This is a genomic window from Micromonospora sp. I033 (assembly GCF_053890995.1).
In genome coordinates, this window is the sequence record NZ_JBSSLX010000129.1 from 1 (window position 1) to 16,812 (window position 16,812).

Genomic DNA, 16,812 nt, shown 5'->3' on the forward strand with positions numbered 1-16,812 from the left:
CGGCCACCTTCGCCGGCTCGTGCGGGGTCTCGCGCAGCGCCTTGGCGGCGGCCCACCGGGAGGACCTCGCCCATGCGCGCCACCGTGATCCACGGCCCGAACGACGTCCGGGTCGAGGAGGTGCCGGACGCCGCCGTCCGCAACCCCACCGACGCCGTCGTGCGCACCGTGCTGGCCTGCATCTGCGGCAGCGACCTGTGGGCGTACCGGGGGGTGGCCCAGCGGCAGCCGGGGCAGCGCATCGGGCACGAGTTCCTCGGCGTGGTCGAGGCTGTCGGCGCCGAGGTCGGCTCGGTGCGGGTCGGCGACCTGGTGGTGGCGCCGTTCGTCTGGTCCGACGGCACCTGCGACTTCTGCCGCGAGGGCCTGCACACCTCCTGCCCGCACGGCGGCTTCTGGGGTTCCGTCGGCTCCGACGGCGGTCAGGGTGAGGCCGTCCGGGTGCCGTACGCCGACGGCACCCTGGTGAAGCTGCCCGCCGAGGCGGCCGGCGACGAGCGGCTGCTCACCGCGCTGCTGGCGCTCTCCGACGTGCTGGCCACCGGCCACCACGCCGCCCTCGCCGCCCGGGTCCGCCCCGGTGCCACCGTCGCCGTGGTCGGTGACGGCGCGGTCGGGCTCTGCGGGGTGCTCGCCGCGCGGCGGCTCGGCGCGGAGCAGATCATCGCGCTGGGCCGGCACACCGACCGCACCGACATCGCCCGTTCCTTCGGGGCCACCGACGTGGTCGCCGAGCGGGGCGAGGCGGCGATCGCGGCGGTGCGGGAGCTGACCAAGGGGCAGGGCGCGCACGCCGTGCTGGAGGCGGTCGGCACCGAGGAGTCGATGCGGACCGCGATCTCCATCGCCCGCGACGGTGGCGCGGTCGGCTACGTGGGTGTCCCGCACGGCGGCAGCGCCGGGGTGGACATCCGGCAGATGTTCGACCGCAACGTGACGCTCGCCGGCGGCGTCGCGCCGGCCCGGGCGTACATCCCGGAGCTGCTGCCCGACGTGCTGGACGGCACCGTGGACCCGTCCCCGGTCTTCGACCGGTCGGTGACCCTCGACGGGGTGCCGGACGGCTACCGGGCGATGGACGAGCGGACCGCGCTGAAGGTGCGCATCACCTTCTGACCGCGGGCGCGCGCCTTCCGCCGGCGTCAGGGGTGTCGCCCCTGGTGAGCGGCGTGGCTCGTGCCGTACGGTGCTCGCCGTGACCGCGCACGATCTTGTCCCGCCCGGCCCGGTGGCCGTGCTCGCCAACCCGACCGCCGGCCGGGGACGGCACCGTGGCCTGCTGCCCCGGCTGATGGAGCGGCTGGGCGGCGCCGGCCGGCCGGTCGAGCTGCTGCGGGCGCGTACCCCGGAGGAGGCGGAGGCGGCGTGCCACGCCGCGGTCGCCGGCGGCGCCGGTGCGCTGGTCGCCGTCGGCGGGGACGGCACGGTGCACCGGGCGTTGCAGGCGGTCGCCGGCACCACGGTGCCGTTCGGTCCGGTCCCCGCCGGCACCGGCAACGACTTCGCCGCGGACACCGGCTTCCCGGCCGACCCCCTCGCGGCGGTCGAGGTGATCGCCGACGCGCTGCGCGCCGGCCGCACCCGCCCGGTCGACCTGGCCCGGCTGACCACCCCGGGCGGCGCCGACCGCTGGTACGGCGCCGTGCTGGCCGCCGGCTTCGACGCGATCGTCAACGAGCGGGCCAACCGGATGCGCTGGCCGCGCGGCCCGCGCCGCTACGACCTGGCCATCCTGGTCGAGCTGGCCCGGCTGCGGCCGCGCCGCTACCGGCTGCGCCTCGACGGCGTGGAGCAGGAGGTCGACGCGGTCCTGGTCGCGGTCGGCAACGGGGCCAGCTACGGCGGCGGCATGCGGATCTGCCCCGACGCCGACCCGACCGACGGCCTGCTGGACGTGGTGGTCGGCGGCCGCTTCGACCGGCGCACCCTGATCCGGGTCAAGCCCCGCATCTACCAGGGCACCCACGTCGACCACCCGCTGGTGCGCAGCTACCGGGCCCGCACGGTCGAGCTGGACGCCGAGGGCATCACCACGTACGCCGACGGGGAGCGGGCGTTCGACCTGCCGGTGCGGGTCAGCGCGGTGCCGGCGGCGGTGCGGCTGCTGCGCTGACCAGCGCGCCGCCCTCGGCGCCCGCTCCGGCCGGCGGTGGGGCGGGGGCCGGGGCGCCGGCCCGTACCGCGCCGATGCTCGCCGCGATCACCAGGGCGATGGCGAGCACCTCGACCGGGTGCAGCGCCTGGCCGAGCACCAGCCAGCCGGCCAGCGCGGCGATCGCCGGCCCGAGGCTCATGAGCACGGCGAAGGTCGCCGTGGGCAGCCGCCGCAGCGCCAGCAGTTCCAGGGTGTACGGCAGCACCGAGGCGAGCAGCGCCAGCCCGGTGCCGAGCCCGAGCACCGCCGGGTGCCACAGCCGGCTGCCCGAGCCGACCAGCCCGATCGGCAGGGTGACCAGCGCGGCCACCGCGAGCGCCAGGGCCAGCCCGTCGGCCCGGGGGAACCGCCCGCCGACCCGGGCCGAGCAGACGATGTACGCCGCCCACAGCGCGCCCGCGCTCAACGCCAGCGCGGCCCCGACCGGGTCCAGCCGGTCGAACCCGCCCTGCCCGAGCAGGGCCACCCCGGCCAGCGCCAGGCCGGCCCAGCACCAGGCGGCCACCCGGCGGGCGGTGACCACCGACAGCGCCAGCGGGCCGAGCACCTCCAGGGTCACCGCCGGTCCGAGCGGGATCCGCTCGATCGCCTGGTAGAAGATCGAGTTCATGCCGGCCAGGGCCAGCCCGAAGGCGACCACGGCCGCCCAGTCGCCCCGGCCGTGCCCGCGCAGCCGGGGGCGGCACACGGCCAGCATCAGCAGCGCGCCGATGGTCAGCCGCAGGGTGACCGCGCCGGCCACCCCGGTACGCGGGAAGAGCAGCGCGGCCACCGCCGAGCCGAACTGCACCGACAGCGCCCCGCCGAGCACCAGCCCGACCGCGCCGAGCCGGCCACCGGAGAGCCGTCCGGTGAATTGGCGACGAAAGGAGCGGTCGGACGTCATGTCGTTACGCTAGCGCCGCTGGTCAGCGCCGGTGCCGCCGGGCCGGGGCGATCCTGGGCACGCTCCCGTCCCGTGGTCGGCGGGTCCGGCGAGGTGGCGCCCGACGCTCAGTCGGGCAGGGCGAGGTCGAGCACCGCGCCCAGCCCGTTCGGCCGGCCCGGGTCGGCGCAGGGCAGCACCAGCACCCCGCAGCCGGCCGCCACGGCGCCCGCGTCGGCGGGGGTGTCACCCACCATGAGCGTCCGCTCCGGGTCGACGCCGAGCATCCCGCACGCCCGCAGGAAGATCCCCGGATCCGGCTTGCAGCGCCCCACCTCGTACGACAGGGCGCAGGCGTCGACCAGCCCGTCCAGCTTCCACGCGGCGAGCAGCGGCCGGAGGTCGAACCCGATGTTGCTGACCACCGCCACCTTCACCCCGGCCTCCTGGAGCGCGGCCAGCACCGGCTCGGTGTCCGGGTACGGCACCCAGCCCTCCGGGACCAGCAGCCGCTCGTAGAGCGCGTCGGCGAACCCGTCGATGCCGGCGTCCACCGTCTCGGCCAGCCCCGTGTAGGCGCCCCGGTGGGCGTGCGGGTAGAGGTCCCGGTCGGCCCACAGCTCGGCCAGCCGGGGCGGCACCCGGGCCGGCAGCGGCCCGCCCGCCCGGCCGGCGGTGAGCAGCCGGTCGGCCAGCGCGGTGGCCCGCATCCGGTCCAGCTCGACCCCGCAGGCCGCCGCGGCGGCGAGTACCCACTCGCGGGGCTCCTCCACCTGGGCGAGGGTGCCGTGGAAGTCGAAGAGCACCGCCTCCACGGGGCGGCGGGACGGGCTCGGGCGGACGGCGTCGTCGGCGCCGCTCGAGAGTCGGGGCGGTTCGGCATGATCCGGCACGTCGTGCACCCTACCGACCCGCTCCGACCCACCTGCCGGACGGCCTTGACCGGTGGTCGTCGTCCCCACCGATTAATCTTGGGGACATGTCGAGCCCCGCCGAGCGGTACGCCGCGGCGCGCCGCCGGGCCGCGCAGGCCTCCGCCTTCCCGGCCCTGGACGAATTCGCCCGCGATCTCGGGTTCGACCTCGACGACTTCCAGCGGGAGGCGTGCGAGGCCCTGGAACGGGGCAGCGGCGTGCTGGTCTGCGCGCCCACCGGTGCCGGCAAGACCGTGGTGGGCGAATTCGCCGTACACCTGGCGCTGCGGGGCACGCCCGGGAAGCCGGCGGCGGCCGACGGCGGCGGGGGCCCGACCACCCGGCGCAAGTGCTTCTACACCACGCCGATCAAGGCGCTCTCCAACCAGAAGTACCACGACCTGGTCGACCGCTACGGCGCCGAGCAGGTCGGCCTGCTCACCGGCGACAACGCGATCAACGGCGACGCGCCCGTGGTGGTGATGACCACCGAGGTGCTGCGCAACATGCTCTACGCCGGCTCGGCCACCCTCGAGGGCCTCGCCTACGTGGTGATGGACGAGGTGCACTACCTGGCCGACCGGTTCCGCGGCGGCGTCTGGGAAGAGGTGATCATCCACCTGCCCGCCTCGGTCACCCTGGTCTCGCTGTCGGCCACCGTCTCCAACGCCGAGGAGTTCGCCGACTGGCTCGTCACCGTGCGCGGCGAGACCGCCGTGGTGGTCAGCGAGCACCGCCCGGTGCCGCTCTGGCAGCACATGCTGGTCGGCAAGCGGATGTTCGACCTGTTCCACGACGCCGACGCCGCCCGCAAGCACGACGTCCACCCGGAGCTGCTGCGCTACACCCGGGACACCGTGCGCCGGCTGGAGCTGGGGGAGGGGCGCAGCGCCGGTCCCGGCGCGGGCCGGCGCGGACCCCGCTGGCGCGGCCCCATGCGCCCCGACATCGTCGAGCGGCTGGACCGGGAGAACCTGCTCCCCGCGATTCTGTTCATCTTCAGCCGGGCCGGCTGCCAGGCGGCCGTGCAGCAGTGCCTCGCCGCCGGGCTGCGGCTCACCTCGCCCGAGGAGCGCACCGAGATCCGCCAGGTGGTCGAGTCACGGATCACCGCGATCCCCGGCGAGGACCTGACCGTGCTGGGCTACTGGGAGTGGCTCGACGGCCTGGAGCGCGGCCTCGCCGCCCACCACGCCGGCATGCTGCCCGCGTTCAAGGAGGTCGTCGAGGAGCTGTTCGTCCGCGGCCTGGTCAAGGCGGTCTTCGCCACCGAGACGCTCGCCCTCGGCATCAACATGCCGGCCCGCTGCGTGGTGCTGGAGCGCCTGGTCAAGTTCAACGGCGAGGCGCACGTCGACCTCACCCCGGGGGAATACACGCAGCTCACCGGCCGGGCCGGCCGGCGCGGCATCGACGTCGAGGGACACGCCGTGGTGGTCTGGTCGCCGGAGACCGACCCCCGGCACGTCGCCGGCCTCGCCTCCACCCGCACCTACCCGCTGCGGTCCAGCTTCCGACCCTCCTACAACATGGCCGTCAACCTGGTCGGCACCGTCGGCGCCGAGCCGGCCCGGGCCCTGCTGGAGTCCTCCTTCGCGCAGTTCCAGGCGGACCGGTCGGTGGTCGGCCTGGCCCGGCAGGTGCAGCGCAACACCGAGACCATCGAGGCGTACGGCGCCGAGGCGGCCTGCCACCGGGGCGACTTCGACGAATACTTCGCCCTGCGGGTGGCCATCGCCGACCGGGAGCGCGCCATCGCCCGGCAGGGGCAGACCCAGCGCAAGGCGGCGGCCGTCGCCTCGCTGGAGCGGCTGCGGGTGGGCGACGTGATCCGGGTGCCGTCCGGCCGGCGGGCCGGCCTCGCCGTGGTGCTCGACCCGGCCACCGGCGGCTTCGGCGAGCCCCGCCCGCTGGTGCTCACCCAGGACCGGTGGGCCGGGCGGGTCAGCCCCGGCGACTTCACCACCCCGGCCGAGGTGCTCGCCCGGATCCGGGTGCCCAAGCACTTCAACCACCGCTCGCCGGCGGCCCGCCGGGACCTGGCCGCCGAGGTCAGCGGCACCGGGCTGGACCGGCACGGCGGCCGGCGGGGCGGGCGCTCCCGGCAGGCGGTCGGCGAGGACCACCGGCTCAGCCAGCTCCGCACCGAGCTGCGCGGGCACCCCTGCCACGCCTGCCCCGACCGGGAGGAGCACGCCCGGTGGGCCGAGCGGCGCCGCCGCCTGGAGCGCGACACCGAGGAGCTGCGCCAGCGGGTGGCCGGGCGGACCGGTTCGCTGGCCCGCACCTTCGACCGGATCGTCGCGCTGCTGACGTCGCGCGGCTACCTCTCCGCCGACGGCGAGGTCACCGACGCCGGCCGGATGCTCGGCCGGATCTGGACCGAGGCCGACCTGTTGGTCGCCGAGTGCCTGCGCCGCAAGGTGTGGGACGGGCTCTCCCCGGCCGAGCTGGCCGCCGCCGTCTCCGTGGTGGTCTTCGAGGCCCGCCGGGACGTCGACGAGCGGGCCGGCCTGCCGCGTGGCCCGGTCGCCGAGGCGGTCGACGAGACGCTCAAGCTGTGGGGCGACATCGAGGCCGACGAGGCGTCCCGCGGCCTGGCGGTCACCCGCGAGCCGGACCTCGGGTTCGCCTGGCCGATCTACCGCTGGGCGCGCGGCGAGGCCCTGGCCAAGGTGCTGGCCAGCGGGCACCAGATCGACGGCGAGATGCCCGCCGGCGACTTCGTCCGCTGGGCCCGCCAGGTCGTCGACCTGCTCGGCCAGCTCGCCGACTCCGGCGGCGCCTCGACCGAGCTGCGCTCCACCGCCCGGCAGGCGATCGCGGCGGTCAACCGGGGCGTGCTGGCGTACCACGCCGCCGCCTGACCGCCGGACCGGCCATGCCGGGTCAGGGCCGGGGCATGGCCAGCGCGTCCACGAGGCGCCGGCACGAGCCGGCGAGGTTCCACCGCTGCGCCAGCTCCAGCAGCCGGTCCGGGTCCGCCGGCGCCGTCGGCAACGCGGTGGATAGCTCCGGCAGCGGCACGTCGGTGGCGACCTGGACGACCTTCGGCGCGACGGCCAGGTAGTCCCGGGCCCCGTTCAGCTTGGCGCGCAGGCCCGGGGCGAAGCCGGAGCCCGGGTCGTCCAGCGCGGCGAGAATGCCGGGCAGCCCGTCGTAGCGCTCGATGAGGCGGGCGGCGGTCTTCTCGCCCACCCCGGGCACGCCCGGCAGGCCGTCGCTCGGGTCGCCGCGCAGCGCCGCGAAGTCGGCGTAGCGGTCGGCGGGGACGCCGTAGCGGGCCCGGACCGCGGCGTCGTCGCAGTCGTCCAGCTTGGCCACGCCCCGGCCCACGTAGAGCAGGCGCACCTGGCGGGCGTCGTCGACGAGCTGGAACAGGTCGCGGTCGCCGGAGACCACCTCCGCTGGGCCGGGCTGGGTCACCGAGAGGGTGCCCAGCACGTCGTCGGCCTCGTAGCCGGTGGCGCCCACCGCGGTGATGCCGAGCGCGTCGAGGACCTCCAGGATCATCGGCACCTGCGGGGAGAGCGTGTCCGGCACCACCTCGCCGCCCTCCGGCGCGACCCGGTGCGCCTTGTAGGACGGCAGCAGCTCCACCCGCCACGCCGGTCGCCAGTCGTGGTCCAGCGCGCAGACCATCCGGTCCGGCCGCCGGGTGCGGACGAGCTGGGCCAGCATGTCGAGGAAACCGCGGACGGCGTTGACCGGCTGGCCGTCGTCCGTCTTCGCCGCCGACTCGGGGATGCCGAAGTAGGCGCGGAAGTAGAGGCTCGGGGAGTCGATCAGCAGGATCGGGGGTCGGTGTGCCACGCCGACAAGCCTGGCACAGCCCACCGACGAGGTGGGGGACGCGGCAGCGCAGCGGCTCTCCGCCGACCAGCTCGACCGTCGGACCCCCTCGGCGGGAAACCGGGCGGCGCGGGCGGCGTGCGATGCGCAGACTGGCGGGGTGACGTTCGTACCCGGCCTGACCCTGGCGCACCGGTTCCACGACGAGGTGGTCGCCCCGCTGCTGGCCCGCCGGCTGCCCGGCCTGCGCTACGCCGCCGGGCTGCTCGACGGCGGCTCCGAGCTGCTCGGCCTGGACACGCCCCGGTCGACCGACCACGACTGGGGGCCGCGCACCCAGCTCTTCGTCGCCGCCGGGGCCGAGGTGGCGCCGGTGCGGGCGGTCCTCGACGCGGAGCTGCCGACCGAGTTCCTCGGCTGGCCGACCCGGTTCACCGGCGGCCCGACGGTGCGGCTCGGGGTGGCCCGCGCCGACGGGGAGCGGCACGGGGTCAGCGTCGACGAGCTGGGGGCCTGGCTGCGGGACCGGCTCGGTGGGGATCCGCAGGCCGGGATGACGACGGTCGACTGGCTGGCCGCACCCACCCAGCGGCTCGCCGAGCTGACCGGCGGGGCCGTGTTCCACGACGGGCTCGACGGGGCGCTCACCGCCGTCCGGGCCCGGCTGGCGTGGTACCCGGACGACGTGTGGCGGCACGTGCTGGCGTCCGGATGGCAGCGGGTCGGCCAGGCCGAGCACCTGGCCGGCCGCTGCGCCGAGGTCGGCGACGAGCTGGGCAGCCGGGTGGTGACCGCCGGGCTGGCCCGCGACCTGATGCGCCTGGGCCTGCTGCTGCACCGCCGCTGGCCCCCGTACGCGAAATGGCTCGGCACGGTCTTCGCGGCGCTGCCAGCGGCGGCGCCGCTGGTGGACGCGCTGGCCACCGCCCTCGGGCCGGACGGGTGGCCCCGGCGGCAGGCCGGGCTCGTCCGGGCGCTGGAGACGGTCGCGGCCTGGACCAACGACACCGGGCTGGCCGCGCCGGTCGACCCGGCCGCCCGACCGTTCCACGACCGGCCGTTCCTGGTCCTGGACGCCGAGCGGTTCACGGGCGCGCTGCGGGCCGCGATCACCGACCCGGTGCTGCGCGAACGCCCACCGGTGGGCGGCGTGGACCAGTACCTCGACAACGTCGACGTGCTCACCCACCCGGACCGGGCCCGGCGGGTCGCCGCAGCCGTCCTCCCGGACTGAGCGCCGGCGGTCCGGCCGGCGGCGAATCCGCGCCGGGTCCGCGCCGGCCGCCCGGCCGTCAGGCGGGGCTCGCCGGAGCATCCTGCCGGTGCCGCGCGAACTCCCACGGGTCGTGCGCGGAGACCACGTCGACCTGGTCCGGCTGCTCGGCGAGGAGAGCCCGGAGCCGCTCCACGTTCCGCAGCCGCAGCGGACGGTCCGTCTCGACGGACGCCTGCAGGGCGTCGAACGCCGGCGGAGCCGGCGGCAGACCGGGCTGGACCTCCCCGCGGTAGAAGTAGGTGTCGCCGGCGTGGACCAGCCATGCCGAGCCGGCGCCGGTGGGGCGTCGCACCGCCACGGCCACGTGCCCCGGGGTGTGCCCGGCCAGCGGCACCAGCAGGATCTCCGGCGGCAGGCCGGCGAGCTGCTGGACGCCGTCGAAGCCCAGCCAGCGCTCCCCGTCGTCGCCGGAGTAGGTGACCCAGTGCGGGTCGTGCGCCCAGTGCGTCGGCAGGTAGCGGTCGTGGCCGACGACCGTGGCGGCGCGGTGCTCGGCCTCGTGCAGGTGCACCCGCGCGTGCGGGAAGTCGGCCAGCCCGCCGGTGTGGTCCCGGTGCAGGTGGGTCACCACGACGTGGTGAACGTCGGCGGGCGTGTACCCGAGCCGCCGGAGCTGGCGGACGGCCGTCTCCTCCGGGTCGAGGACCGGCTGGGCCCACGCGAGGAAGTCCGCGCCGAGGCGCCGCTGCGGGTCCCGGACGTCGGGCGTGCCGTACCCGGTCTCGACGAGCACCAGGCCGGCGGAGTCGGTCTCGACGAGCAGGCAGTGGCAGACTGCGGGCAACGGCCCGAGCGTGCCGTCCGGATCGGACGGCGGGGCGACCTCCCGCATGGATCCGCAGTTGAGGTGGTGGATGCGCATGGTTCCCCCTGAGCTGGCGACGAACGGCCGTGCCGAACGCTAGGAGGCGGTCTCGTGACTCACCAAACGGTTGGCCACGACGAGGTGGACCTGCACCGGCTCTGCGCCGGCCCCGACGCCCGCCCCGATCCGTCCTGCCCGGTGGAGGTCACCCTGGCCGCACTGCGCGGCCGCTGGACCGCCCTGGTGATCGGCGCGGTGGCCCGGGGTCCGCACTCGTTCAGCGACCTCGCGCACGCGCTGCCGGCTCTGTCGGACAAGGTGCTGACCGATCGCCTGGTCCAGCTGACCGCGGCCGGCGTGGTCGCCCGCCGGCGCACCGCGTCCTGGCCGCCGCGGGTGACCTACACGCTCACCGAGCGGGGTCGGACGCTGCTGCCGGTGCTCCGGGCCATGTGGGACTGGGGCGCGGGGGAGGCCGGCTAGCGGGGGTCAGCGCGCGGCGACGGTCTCCGGGGCGACCGGCTCGTCGACGCCCAGGTCGGTCAGGTCGCGCAGGCGGCGCACCGGTGACAGCAGCAGGGCCAGGGGAGCCAGCACCGTCGCCGCGGCGAAGCAGAACAGGGTGGCGCGGGCGCCGGCGAACCCGGCGAGCGCTCCGGCGAGCAGCCCGCCGACCGGGATGGCGCCCCAGGAGACGAAGCGGACCGTGGCCATCACCCGGGAGAGCAGCTCGGGCGGGCTGGCGGTCTGCCGGTAGGTGCGGGTGGTCACGCTGAGGACCACCACGCCGCCGGCGAAGACCACGTTGCCGGCCGCGAACGCGAGGTACGCCGGCCAGCCGGCGCCCAGCGGCACCAGGAACGCGCCGCCGACCGACACCAGACAGGCGACCAGCAGTGAGCGGGCGGTGCCCCACCGGCCGGTGATCCAGGGGGTCAGGGCCGCGCCGACCAGCGAGCCGACCCCCTCGACCGCGAGCAGCACACCGACCAGCGCCGCCGGGGCGTGCAGCTCCCGGACCAGGTAGAGCGGGTAGACGGCGAGCTGCGCCCCGCAGACGAAGTTCACCGCGGTGGCCGTCCACATGGTCGGCCCCATCACCGGGTGGCGGGTCACGTACCGCCAGCCCTCGCCGATCATGGCGCGGACCGGGGGCCAGCGGTCCGGGGCGTCGACCCGGCGGGGCGGCAACGACTTGAGCAGCGCGGCGGAGACCAGGTAGCTGGCCGCGTCGACCAGCACGGCCGGCACCGCGCCGAGGGCCTGCACCGCCAGGCCGCCCAGGGACGGGCCGCTGAGCTGGGTGGCGGCGTGGGTGGCCGAGGTGAGGCTGTTGCGGGCGTGCAACTGGTCGCGGCCGACGATGGCCGGCAGGAAGGTGGCGTTGGCGACGTCGAACAGCACGTTGGCGAAGCTGACCACCAGTGCCACGACGACCAGCTGGGCCACGGTGAGCCGGTCCCACCACCAGGCGAGCGGCACGGAGGCCACCGCGAGGGCCCGGGCCAGGTCGGCGCCGACCTGGGCGCCGCGCAGCGGCAGCCGCTGGACGATCACGCCGGCGGGCAGGCCGATCACCAGCCAGGCGACGTAGCTCGCGGCGGCGACCAGGCCCATCTCGAACGCGGACGCGTCGAGCACGGTCAGCGCGGTCAGCGGCAACGCGACCGCACCGACCGCCGACCCCACCGAACTGGTGGTGCCGGCGGCCCACCAGCGCCAGAACACCCCGGCCCCCTGCCCGACGGACATGCCGCCAACCCCCGATCCGAGCCAGTGAGTTCCAATCTGAAACGGACTATAGTCGAGGCTGCGGGCCCAGCGGGAGGTGGGATGTGAGACGGGCGGACCTCGGCGACGCCGACTGCGGCATCGCGCAGGCGCTCGGCGTGCTGGGCGACTGGTGGACGGTGCTGATCGTGCGCGAGATCGCCGGCGGCACCACCCGGTTCGACGCGTTGCAGCGCGAGCTGGGCGTCAGCCGCCGGGCGCTCACCGAGCGGCTCGGCGGGCTGGTCGCGCACGGCGTGCTGCGCCGCGAGCCCTACTCGGTGCACCCGCCGCGCCACGACTACCTGCTCACCGCCAAGGGGGAGGCCCTGCTGCCGGTGCTGGTCGCGTTGCAGGACTGGGGCACCCGGCACGTGATGGGCGACGGCGCGCTGACCGCCACCGCCGACACGGACTCCGCCGAGGCACGCCGGGTGCACCGGCTCGTCGGCCGCCGCGTACCCCCGATGAACCTGCTCCGGCACGACGGTGGCACGGAGCCGCCGGCGGTGCCCGGGCGATGGACCGTGCTCTACCTGTTCCCGGGGGCGTTCGCGCCGGGCGCCCCGGCCCTCCCGCCGGCCTGGGGCGAGATCCCCGGCGCCGTCGGGTGCACGCTCGAGTCACGGACGTACGCCGACCGGCACCCGCTGTTCCACGCCGCCGGGGCCGAGGTGCGGGGGGTGAGCACCCAGCGCCCGGACCAGCTCGCCGCCTTCGCCGCGCACGCCCGACTGCCGTACCCGCTGCTGTCCGACGAGGACGGCCGGCTCGCCGCCGGCCTGCTGCTGCCCACCTTCCGCGCCGGCGGCGTGACCCGGTTCAAGCGGCTCACCCTGCTGCTGGACCCGGAGGCGGTGGTCCGGGCGGTGCAGTTCCCGGTCACCGACCCGGCCGGCTCGGTCGACGAGATGCTCGCCGAGGTGCGCCGCCGCACCGCCGCCGGGGCGGTCCAGGGGCCAGCGTGACCGGGCGTCCTGGCTCCTGCTGATGTCTCAGCGGGACGACGTCCAACCCTGCCGGTGCAGCCGTTCGATGCCGTCCAGCAGCAGGTCCAGGGCGAACTCGAACTCGAACTGGTCGTCGCAGCCCTGTCCCACGACCGACCCGCCGTCGTGGGACGCCGCGCCGGCGATCTCCGCGAGGTGCGGGAATCTGGCGGCGATCTCCGGCGGGAGGTCCGTCGGCGTGTCCGCGTCGGTCGTGCCGGACCGGCCGGCGCGCCGGGAGGGGTCGAACAGTTCCTGGCTGAAGCCCAGGATCCGGCTGCCCATCGCGTGCATCACGTGGTGCGCGAGGTCGGCGGAGAACCCGCCGGCCCGGAAGGTCCCGACCATCGAGTCGAGGTAGGCCAGGATGGCCGGCGTCGCCATGTTCCGCGACTCGATCGCCAGCGGCGCCCAGGGGTGACGCCGCAGCGCCTCCCGCGCCGAGAGGATGCGCCGGCGGACCGTGTGCTTCCAGTCGGCGTCGGGCACGGCCGGGTCGATCTCGCCGACGACCGCGTCGATCATGCCGTCGAGCAGTTCGTCCTTGTTGGCCACGTGCTTGTAGAGGGCCATCGGCACGACGCCCAGATCCTGGGCGAGGTTGCGCATGCTGAGGGATTCGATCCCGGCCTGGTCGGCGAGCGCGACGGCGGCGTGCAGGATCCGGTCCCTGCTCAGCGGCGTCCGGGGCAGCGTCTCAGCCTGCTCAGCCATCTCGATCCTCGTCTTTCGGCGGCGGTTGAACGATAACGCCCTTGACGGGTGTACGGCGTACACCTACCGTGTGTCCCATGAGGTGTACGCCGTACACCGAGGGGAGGGCACGATGAAGGCGATCGTCCAGGACCGGTACGGCCCGCCGGAAGCGCTCACGCTCGCGGAGGTGGACACGCCCGTGCCCGCCGCCGACGAGGTGCTCGTGCGGGTGGAGGCCGCCGCGCTCAACGCGTACGACTGGCACGCCATGCGCGGCGATCCGTGGCTGGCGCGGTTGACCATGGGCCGGTCGAGGCCCCGGGCGCGCATCCGGGGCCGGGATTTCGCGGGCCGGGTCGAGGCCGTCGGCGCCGACGTCCGGCAGGTGCGCCCGGGCGACGCCGTATTCGGCGACCTCGGCGAGGCCAACGGCGCGTTCGCGGAGTACGTGTGCGTGCCCGAGACCCTGGTCGCGGCGAAGCCGGCGAACCTGACGCCCCAGCAGGCGGCCGCCCTGCCGCTGGCCGGCATCACCGCCCTGCTGGGACTGCGCGACGCCGGGCAGGTGGAGCCCGGCCACCGCGTTCTCATCAACGGCGCCTCCGGCGGTGTCGGCACCCTGGCGGTCCAGCTGGCCAAGGCGCTGGGCGCGACCGTGACCGGGGTGTGCAGCACCCGCAACGTGGAGCTGGTCCGCTCGCTCGGCGCCGACCACGTCGTCGACTACACCCGCGACGACTTCACCCGGCGCGCCGGCCGTCACGACGTCGTGTTCGACCTGGTCGGCAACCGCTCACTCACCGCGCTCCGGCGGGTGCTGACCCCGACCGGGGCGCTGGTGCTCTCCGGCGGCGGCGTGTACCGCGGCGGCAGCCTCATCGGACCGGTCTGGCTCATCGGGCGCGGGCGGCTGCTGGCCCCCCTCGTCCGACACCGCATCGTCACCCTGGCGACGGCGCCCGGCCGCCAGCATCTCGACACGCTCAGCGCCCACGCCGAGGCCGGCCGCCTCACCCCCGTCATCGACCGGACCTATCCGCTCCACGAGGTGCCCCGGGCCATCCGGTATCTCGAAGGTGAGCACGCGCGGGCGAAGGTGGTCATCACCGTCTGACGTGCCCGCCCGGACCCTCCTGGGCGCCGGACGCCGGCCGGGCGGTCCGCCACTCGGTGGCCAGCAGGGACCAGACCTCGATGTCGAGGCGCTCGCCGAGGAAGGGGAACGCGGCGCGCAGCACGCCCTCCCGGGTCATGCCCAGCCGCCGTGCCACCCCCTGGCTGCGCGTGTTGTGCGGGACGGTCCGCCATTCCACCCGGGCCAGGCCCCGCTCACCGAACGCCCAGTCGATCATCTGCTGGGCGGCGCGGGTGACCAGCCCGTGCCCCTCGGCCTCCGGCGCGAGCCAGACCCCGATCTCGCAGACCCCGGCCGCCGGGTCGAAGGTGCGGAACAGCGTGCCGCCGACCAGCTTCCCGTCCAGCCGGATGCCGTGGATCGAGCCGGCGTCGCGGGCCTGGGCGTCGGCGTAGCGCTGGAGGAAGGCGCGGGCGGAGTCGGCGTCGGTGACGGTGTGCGCCCAGGGCAGCCAGGGCGCGAGGTGGGCGCGGGTGCGCGCGACGAAGTCGGCGAACTCCGCCGCCTGCCACGGGGCGAGCGGGTGCAGGGTGGACCGGTCGGTGAGGGGAAGGGAGAACATGTCGCTCCAGAGTAGGTACCGAACGTTTGTTATGTACTGTAGCGGCCATGCGGCGATCTTCGACCCGGCGGCCGGCCCGGCCGTTTCCGGAAGTTGTTGTCGGCCCGACGGCCGCGGCCTAAACTCCGACTCGGGCCGCATCGATTCGCGGCCGTCTATCTCGTCTCCGAGGGTCCGGGCCGCCGTCGAAGGCGCCTCGCCGGCGAGCACGCCGCGGGGCGTACCTGCCCCGCGCGGCGTCCCCCATCACCCGAGGAGACACCATGCTGCTGAGAAGGAGAAGGCGCACGCTGCTCGGCGCCGCCCTGGTCGCCGCCGGGCTGGCCGCCCTGGCGGCGGTCAGCGCCCCCGGCCCCGCGGCGGCCGCCGCGCTGACCGAGGTGACGAACTTCGGCGCCAACCCGAGCAACCTGCGGATGTACCTGTACGTCCCGGACACCGTCGCGGCCCGGCCCGGACTGCTGGTGGTCAACCACTACTGCACCGGCACCGGGCCGGCGATGTACTCCGGCACCCAGTTCGCCGCGCTCGCCGACCGGTACGGCTACCTCGTCGTCTACCCCTCGGTGACCCGCAGCAGCCAGTGCTTCGACGTCTCCTCGCCCCAGGCGCTGCGCCGCGACGGCGGCAGTGACCCGGTGGGCATCAGGTCGATGGTGGACCACGTCCGGCAGCGCTACCCGGTCGACCCGAACCGCATCTTCGCCACCGGCGTCTCGTCCGGCGCCATGATGACCAACGTGCTGCTCGGGCTCTACCCGGACGTGTTCAGCGCCGGTGCGGCCTTCGCCGGGGTGCCCTTCGGCTGCTTCGCCACCAGCAACGGCTCCGAGTGGAGCAGCGAGTGCGCCAACGGCCAGGTGGTGAAGACCCCGCAGCAGTGGGGCGACCTGGTCCGCAACGCGTACCCGGGTTACAGCGGGCGGCGGCCCCGGATGCAGCTCTGGCACGGGACGAACGACGAGACCCTGCGCTACCCGAACTTCACCGAAGAGATCAAGCAGTGGACGAATGTGAACGGGTTGAGCCAGACTCCGGCCTGGACCGACAGCCCGCAGTCCGGCTACACCCGCACCCGCTACGGCGGCACCGGCGGCATGGCGACGGTCGAGGCGATCAGCATGCAGGGCGTCCCGCACAACCTGCCGGTGGACGCCGCCCAGGCCGTGCGCTTCTTCGGCCTGGACACCACGACCCCGCCCACGAGCCCGCCGCCGACCAGCACCCCGCCCAGCACGCCGCCGCCCAGCACGCCGCCGCCGTCCGGCGGATGCCGGGTGGCGTACGCCGTGAACGCCTGGAACACGGGGCTTACCGCGTCCGTCACGATCACCAACACCGCCACCACGGCGGTCAACGGCTGGACCCTCGCCTTCACCCTGCCGGGCGGGCAGACGATCACCGGCGGCTGGAACGCCACGTACGCCCCGGCCGGCGGGGCGGTGACCGCCCGCAACGTCTCCTACAACGGAACCATCCCGCCGAACGGCTCGGTCGGCATCGGCTTCCAGGCCACCCACACCGGTAACACCGGCGAGCCCACCTCCTTCACCCTGAACGGCGCCCCCTGCACGGTCGCCTGACGCCCTAGGGCGGCCGCCGGGATCCCTCGTCCCGGCGGCCGCCCCCGCTTAGTTCCGGACTTTTCACAAGACGCGAAAAAAGCCTCCGGCAAGCGTTCGAAGAATTGACATGTGCCGCTGCCCGGCGGAAGGGTCCAGCGGGACGGGCGGATGACCGCAACACGCCGGTAACCCGTTCGTCGTCCCGCTTCCACCACCCCGCCACGGAGACGCCCATGTCACCCGTCCGCTGCGGCACCCGCAGCGCGAGCATCGTGTCGTTGACCTGGT

The 16,812-nt window shown here is 75.4% G+C and carries 15 protein-coding genes; 8 read left to right on the forward strand and 7 right to left on the reverse strand.

Annotation, left to right across the window (positions count from 1 at the left end; genetic code table 11):
* Positions 1-72 precede the first annotated feature (72 nt).
* Together ACW0Q9_RS20295 and ACW0Q9_RS20300 are read left to right on the forward strand one after the other, a co-directional pair.
* Complete coding sequence (locus ACW0Q9_RS20295; RefSeq protein WP_456183584.1) at positions 73-1,116, forward strand: zinc-dependent alcohol dehydrogenase family protein; 1,044 nt, start codon at positions 73-75, stop codon at positions 1,114-1,116.
* A gap of 70 nt (positions 1,117-1,186) precedes the next feature.
* Positions 1,187-2,113 carry a diacylglycerol kinase gene (locus tag ACW0Q9_RS20300; protein WP_456183586.1) on the forward strand — a complete coding sequence of 309 codons (927 nt, stop codon included), beginning with the start codon at positions 1,187-1,189 and terminating at the stop codon, positions 2,111-2,113.
* Here ACW0Q9_RS20300 and ACW0Q9_RS20305 read toward each other — a convergent pair.
* The gene (locus ACW0Q9_RS20305; protein ID WP_456183588.1) at positions 2,076-3,041 is read right to left on the reverse strand and encodes an EamA family transporter; all 966 of its coding nucleotides are present in this window, start codon (positions 3,039-3,041) and stop codon (positions 2,076-2,078) included. The two genes, ACW0Q9_RS20300 and ACW0Q9_RS20305, sit on opposite strands and share 38 nt — an antisense overlap.
* A 107-nt stretch (positions 3,042-3,148) precedes the next feature.
* Complete coding sequence (locus tag ACW0Q9_RS20310; protein WP_456183590.1) at positions 3,149-3,913, reverse strand: HAD family hydrolase; 765 nt, start codon at positions 3,911-3,913, stop codon at positions 3,149-3,151.
* 86 nt (positions 3,914-3,999) lie between these two features.
* Here ACW0Q9_RS20310 and ACW0Q9_RS20315 point away from each other — a divergent pair, with 86 nt between their 5' ends.
* Complete coding sequence (locus ACW0Q9_RS20315) at positions 4,000-6,801, forward strand: DEAD/DEAH box helicase (RefSeq protein ID WP_456183592.1); 2,802 nt, start codon at positions 4,000-4,002, stop codon at positions 6,799-6,801.
* A 22-nt stretch (positions 6,802-6,823) separates the two neighbouring features.
* Here the strand turns inward: ACW0Q9_RS20315 and ACW0Q9_RS20320 are convergent, their stop codons facing one another.
* Complete coding sequence (locus ACW0Q9_RS20320; protein ID WP_456183594.1) at positions 6,824-7,747, reverse strand: 5'-3' exonuclease; 924 nt, start codon at positions 7,745-7,747, stop codon at positions 6,824-6,826.
* Positions 7,748-7,886: 139 nt separating this feature from the next.
* Here ACW0Q9_RS20320 and ACW0Q9_RS20325 point away from each other — a divergent pair, with 139 nt between their 5' ends.
* Complete coding sequence (locus ACW0Q9_RS20325) at positions 7,887-8,960, forward strand: DUF4037 domain-containing protein (RefSeq protein ID WP_456183596.1); 1,074 nt, start codon at positions 7,887-7,889, stop codon at positions 8,958-8,960.
* Between the two features lie 58 nt (positions 8,961-9,018).
* Here ACW0Q9_RS20325 and ACW0Q9_RS20330 read toward each other — a convergent pair whose 3' ends face one another.
* Positions 9,019-9,864 (reverse strand): MBL fold metallo-hydrolase, encoded by an 846-nt coding sequence (locus ACW0Q9_RS20330; RefSeq protein ID WP_456183598.1) that lies wholly within the window; start codon positions 9,862-9,864, stop codon positions 9,019-9,021.
* Positions 9,865-9,918: 54 nt separating this feature from the next.
* On the opposite strand from ACW0Q9_RS20330, the gene ACW0Q9_RS20335 reads away from it, so the two are divergent.
* Positions 9,919-10,290, forward strand: coding sequence for a winged helix-turn-helix transcriptional regulator (locus ACW0Q9_RS20335; protein WP_456183600.1), 372 nt, complete (start codon positions 9,919-9,921; stop codon positions 10,288-10,290).
* A 6-nt stretch (positions 10,291-10,296) separates the two neighbouring features.
* Here ACW0Q9_RS20335 and ACW0Q9_RS20340 read toward each other — a convergent pair whose 3' ends face one another.
* A complete protein-coding gene (locus ACW0Q9_RS20340; protein WP_456183602.1) occupies positions 10,297-11,559 on the reverse strand; it encodes an MFS transporter in 1,263 nt (420 codons plus the stop codon).
* An 83-nt stretch (positions 11,560-11,642) separates the two neighbouring features.
* On the opposite strand from ACW0Q9_RS20340, the gene ACW0Q9_RS20345 reads away from it, so the two are divergent.
* Positions 11,643-12,545, forward strand: coding sequence for a winged helix-turn-helix transcriptional regulator (locus ACW0Q9_RS20345; protein ID WP_456183604.1), 903 nt, complete (start codon positions 11,643-11,645; stop codon positions 12,543-12,545).
* A 27-nt stretch (positions 12,546-12,572) separates the two neighbouring features.
* Here ACW0Q9_RS20345 and ACW0Q9_RS20350 read toward each other — a convergent pair whose 3' ends face one another.
* Positions 12,573-13,280, reverse strand: coding sequence for a TetR/AcrR family transcriptional regulator (locus ACW0Q9_RS20350; RefSeq protein WP_456183606.1), 708 nt, complete (start codon positions 13,278-13,280; stop codon positions 12,573-12,575).
* A 112-nt stretch (positions 13,281-13,392) separates the two neighbouring features.
* Here ACW0Q9_RS20350 and ACW0Q9_RS20355 point away from each other — a divergent pair, with 112 nt between their 5' ends.
* Positions 13,393-14,376, forward strand: coding sequence for an NAD(P)-dependent alcohol dehydrogenase (locus ACW0Q9_RS20355; RefSeq protein ID WP_456183608.1), 984 nt, complete (start codon positions 13,393-13,395; stop codon positions 14,374-14,376).
* Here the strand turns inward: ACW0Q9_RS20355 and ACW0Q9_RS20360 are convergent.
* Entirely contained in the window at positions 14,366-14,959 is a 594-nt protein-coding gene (locus ACW0Q9_RS20360) for a GNAT family N-acetyltransferase (RefSeq protein WP_456183610.1), read from the reverse strand. The two genes, ACW0Q9_RS20355 and ACW0Q9_RS20360, sit on opposite strands and share 11 nt — an antisense overlap.
* 263 nt (positions 14,960-15,222) lie before the next feature.
* Here ACW0Q9_RS20360 and ACW0Q9_RS20365 point away from each other — a divergent pair, with 263 nt between their 5' ends.
* The gene (locus ACW0Q9_RS20365) at positions 15,223-16,542 is read left to right on the forward strand and encodes an extracellular catalytic domain type 1 short-chain-length polyhydroxyalkanoate depolymerase (RefSeq protein ID WP_456183612.1); all 1,320 of its coding nucleotides are present in this window, start codon (positions 15,223-15,225) and stop codon (positions 16,540-16,542) included.
* Positions 16,543-16,812: the final 270 nt, after the last annotated feature.